The organism is Vibrio sp. V19_P1S1T109 (genome assembly GCF_002241375.1).
GTDB classification, from domain to species: domain Bacteria; phylum Pseudomonadota; class Gammaproteobacteria; order Enterobacterales; family Vibrionaceae; genus Vibrio; species Vibrio anguillarum.
Genome location: NZ_NDIM01000074.1, coordinates 1 through 3,978, shown reverse-complemented (window position 1 = coordinate 3,978; position 3,978 = coordinate 1). Strand labels below are relative to the sequence as shown.

Annotated in this window: 5 protein-coding genes and 1 pseudogene; 5 read left to right on the top strand and 1 reads right to left on the bottom strand. The window is 42.7% G+C overall.

The genetic code is table 11. From position 1 onward, the window contains the following. Positions 1-8 precede the first annotated feature (8 nt). On the bottom strand, positions 9-350 hold the full coding sequence (locus B9J87_RS17890) for a hypothetical protein (protein WP_019282271.1): 342 nt from the start codon (positions 348-350) through the stop codon (positions 9-11). Positions 351-608: 258 nt separating this feature from the next. Between B9J87_RS17890 and ccoN the strand changes: the two genes are divergently transcribed. The 5 genes and pseudogenes from ccoN to B9J87_RS17885 form a co-directional block, all read left to right on the top strand. Further along, positions 609-2,036, top strand: coding sequence for a cytochrome-c oxidase, cbb3-type subunit I (gene ccoN / locus B9J87_RS03595; protein WP_026027333.1), 1,428 nt, complete (start codon positions 609-611; stop codon positions 2,034-2,036). Between the two features lie 12 nt (positions 2,037-2,048). Continuing rightward, positions 2,049-2,663 (top strand): cytochrome-c oxidase, cbb3-type subunit II, encoded by a 615-nt coding sequence (ccoO, locus tag B9J87_RS03590; RefSeq protein ID WP_013856896.1) that lies wholly within the window; start codon positions 2,049-2,051, stop codon positions 2,661-2,663. A gap of 9 nt (positions 2,664-2,672) precedes the next feature. Beyond that, the gene (locus tag B9J87_RS03585) at positions 2,673-2,849 is read left to right on the top strand and encodes a CcoQ/FixQ family Cbb3-type cytochrome c oxidase assembly chaperone (protein WP_010320252.1); all 177 of its coding nucleotides are present in this window, start codon (positions 2,673-2,675) and stop codon (positions 2,847-2,849) included. Next, entirely contained in the window at positions 2,846-3,823 is a 978-nt protein-coding gene (ccoP, locus tag B9J87_RS03580; protein WP_013856895.1) for a cytochrome-c oxidase, cbb3-type subunit III, read from the top strand. The genes B9J87_RS03585 and ccoP overlap by 4 nt, the downstream gene beginning before the upstream one ends. Then, positions 3,796-3,978: pseudogene (locus tag B9J87_RS17885) on the top strand (FixH family protein); the annotation flags it as partial. The gene ccoP and the pseudogene B9J87_RS17885, both read left to right, overlap by 28 nt.

Genomic DNA, 3,978 nt, shown 5'->3' with positions numbered 1-3,978 from the left:
GTAAGAGTTTATATCGAGGATCTTTTTCCAATTATCTTGAAAGTTATAGGTTTATTGGGTGAATTTGGTTGGATTATCCAGTGGTCGGAATGTTGAATAAGTGTTCCATTTGTATGTATTTCTAGTTCAGGAATTCGTGGCCCAATTATGTATTGATTTGGGTTTTTATCATCTTTAATCACTATAATTTCCTGTTCATTTACAAATACAGAACAATTTGGCGTTGGAGTGCAGCTCGTCATGTCGACGTTTTGATAAGAAAAAGTCCTCCAGAAAAAAGCGACCAAAAGAATGAGTAATGCGATTAGTATTTGAGCAAACCTGTGTTTTGTAAGCTTTTCTGAAGCCATGATGCTTCCTTCCTCGTGTAACAAACTTCAAAGTTTTGAAATAAAAGGCCAAATCCTGAACAACTGTAAGGTTACTACTCTGTCATTGAATTGTTAATTGCAGTATAGTTGACGGTTGAAAATGCCACTTTTTTTAAAAGTCAGCAATAGATAGTAACGTTATGATAAAGCAGTATTTCTATTGTGGATTTGGGGGGCATTACGACATGTGTCGTGTTGGAAGTAAAGTGTAGTTAATTAGAAATTGGAAGCATGCAAATGAGCCAAGAAAAGCAGCTTGAACAAAACTACAACTATACAGTTGTTCGGCAATTTACCTTAGTGACTATTCTCTGGGGTATTGTTGGTATGGCTGTAGGTGTTTTGATTGCCGCTCAATTAGTTTGGCCACAGCTAAACTTTGATACGCCGTGGTTGACGTACAGTCGCTTACGTCCTCTGCATACTAATGCGGTTATTTTTGCGTTTGGTACAAGTGCCCTCTTTGCAACATCTTATTATGTTGTTCAGCGTACTTGTCAAACTCGTCTATTTGGTGGTCCTCTTGTGCCCTTCACTTTTTGGGGATGGCAAGCCATTATTTTATCTGCAGCAATAACTTTACCTTTGGGTTATACCTCCGGTAAAGAATACGCGGAATTAGAATGGCCAATTGATATCGCCATTGCTCTTGTATGGGTATCTTATGCGATAGTGTTTTTTGGAACACTCGTCAAACGTAAGACGGCACATATCTATGTGGCAAACTGGTTCTTCGGAGCTTTTATCCTTACTGTTGCTGTATTACATATTGTAAATAGCATGGCAATCCCTGTTTCTATGGGTAAATCGTATTCAGTTTACGCTGGGGCGGTGGATGCTATGGTTCAGTGGTGGTACGGTCATAATGCGGTGGGTTTCCTGCTTACTGCCGGCTTCCTTGGTATGATGTATTACTTTGTACCAAAACAAGCTGAACGCCCTGTTTATTCATACCGTTTATCGATTGTTCACTTTTGGGCTTTGATCTCTCTTTACATTTGGGCAGGTCCGCACCATTTACACTACACTGCTCTGCCTGACTGGACTCAGTCACTTGGCATGGTGATGTCGTTAGTGTTGTTTGCTCCTTCATGGGGCGGGATGATCAACGGGATCATGACGTTATCTGGTGCTTGGCATAAACTGCGCTATGACCCAATCTTACGATTCCTCATCGTTTCATTATCATTCTACGGAATGTCTACGTTTGAAGGACCAATGATGTCGATTAAGACAGTTAACGCACTGTCACACTACACCGACTGGACCATTGGTCACGTGCATTCTGGAGCTCTAGGCTGGGTGGCAATGGTGTCGATTGGTTCGGTATACCATTTAATTCCTCGCCTATTTAACCAAGAGCGTATGTACTCTGTTGGTCTGATCAATGCTCACTTCTGGTTAGCGACTATTGGTACGGTGCTCTACATCGTTGCGATGTGGATTTCAGGTGTTATGCAGGGCTTGATGTGGCGTGCTGTTAACTCTGACGGTACGTTAACGTACAGTTTTGTTGAGTCTGTCCAAGCCTCTTACCCATTCTATACCGTTCGATTCATTGGTGGATTTATCTTCTTAGCAGGTATGTTCCTGATGGCTTACAACACGTATAAAACGGTTTTTGCACCAGATAATAGCTTAAAAGCTATTCCTCAACCGGCATAAGGAGATGAAAGAATGAGTTCTAATAATCGCCATGAAATCATCGAACGTAATGTCGGTTTACTGGCTATTTTCATTATTTTTGCCATCAGTTGGGGAGCCTTGGTTGAAATCACGCCATTGATTTTCCAAAAGCAAACTACTGAGCCTGTTGAAAATCTTAAGCCCTACACTGCGCTGCAACTTGAAGGCCGCGATATCTATATTCGCGAAGGTTGCAACGTTTGCCATAGCCAAATGATTCGCCCATTCCGTTCCGAAACGGAGCGTTATGGTCATTATTCGGTGGCTGGTGAAAGTGTTTGGGAGCATCCATTTGTGTGGGGTTCGAAGCGGACTGGGCCTGATTTGGCTCGTGTTGGTGGTCGTTATTCTGATGAATGGCATCGAGTTCACTTGACTAATCCTCGCGAACTGGTTCCTGAATCAAACATGCCCGGTTTTCCTTGGCTAGCAAAAAATGTGTTGGACGGCAAGCTTACGCAAAGCAAACTTGAATTATTCCGTAATCAGTTTGGTGTGCCGTATACCGATGAACAAATCGCTAATGCAGCAAAAGATGTCGAAGGGAAATCAGAAATGGATGCAATCATTTCTTATCTTCAATCTCTTGGTCACGCAATGAAGTAAGGGGTAGTTATGGATATCGGTACTATTCACAGTATTTGGACCATAGTGCTGTTCGTCTGTTTTATAGGCGTAGTGTGGTGGGCCTATGGCAAAAACCGTAAAGCTCGTTTCGATGAAGCGGCTAACCTCATTTTTGCCGATGAACAGCCCAAATCCTCTAAGGAACAAGGAGTGACTAAACAATGACGACATTTTGGAGTCTATGGGTCATCATCATTACGGTGGGAACTTTGCTGGGCTGTGCGATTCTGCTCGTTTGGTGTTTAAAAGACAAAATGGGAGTGGAAGAAGGCTCGGATATGGGCCATGAATACGATGGTATTCGTGAGCTCAACAACCCTCTGCCTAAATGGTGGACCTATCTTTTTATTAGTACGTTTATTTTTGCCGCTATCTATCTGACCCTCTATCCTGGGTTAGGTAGTTTTAAAGGTGTACTTGGTTGGCAAAGTTCAGATCAAACCATTCGCTCTCTTGATGAGTCCAAAGCCTCGATTGCAAATGCGCAAAACAATAAAGTGTTAGTACAGTATGCAAAAGAGTTAGATGACGCAAACACCTACTTTGGTGAAGCATTTAAACGCTTAGCTTATACTGGCGGCGGTTCGGATTTACGCCCTATTCCTGAAATTGCAGCAGATTCTGATGCATTGAAGGTTGGTCAGCGTTTATTCTTACAAAACTGCTCTCAGTGTCATGGTTCTGACGCTCGTGGTCAAAAAGGCTTTCCGAATCTAACCGATAATGCTTGGTTATATGGTGGTGAACCAGAAGCGATTGTGACCACTATCCGACATGGTCGTATTGGACAAATGCCAGCTTGGAAAGATGTCCTCGGTGAGCAAGGTGTGAAGGAAGTGGTGAGTTATACCCTAAGCCTTTCTGGGCGTTCTGTGAACGTTCGAGAAGCGGAAGCAGGTAAAGCTCGCTTCGTCGTTTGCGCCGCTTGTCATGGTACGGATGGTAAAGGTAACCCTGCGTTTGGAGCACCTGATCTTACTGATAACGATTGGTTATTTGGTGACTCAAGAGCCGATGTTACTCAAACGGTCATGCATGGCCGATCAGGTGTTATGCCTGCTTGGAATGACATTCTCGGTGAAGATAAAGTTCAACTGGTTGCTGCCTACGTGTGGAGTTTAAGCAATACAGAGAACTAATTGCACAACAAAGGCAGCTCTTTATTAGGGCTGTCTTTCTTCTCTTTTTAATAAGCCTTCTTTATTTTGTTGTTGAGAACTTTTTTATGGTAACTCCTTGGTATAAACAATTCTGGCCGTGGTTTCTGATCATCTTACCGTTAACTGTGGTGATA

Coding starts and splice junctions, on each gene's coding strand:
- B9J87_RS17890 (WP_019282271.1), bottom strand. CDS start 350: ATGGCTTCAGAAAAGCTTACAAAACACAGGTTTGCTCAAATACTAATC.
- ccoN (WP_026027333.1), top strand. CDS start 609: ATGAGCCAAGAAAAGCAGCTTGAACAAAACTACAACTATACAGTTGTT.
- ccoO (WP_013856896.1), top strand. CDS start 2,049: ATGAGTTCTAATAATCGCCATGAAATCATCGAACGTAATGTCGGTTTA.
- B9J87_RS03585 (WP_010320252.1), top strand. CDS start 2,673: ATGGATATCGGTACTATTCACAGTATTTGGACCATAGTGCTGTTCGTC.
- ccoP (WP_013856895.1), top strand. CDS start 2,846: ATGACGACATTTTGGAGTCTATGGGTCATCATCATTACGGTGGGAACT.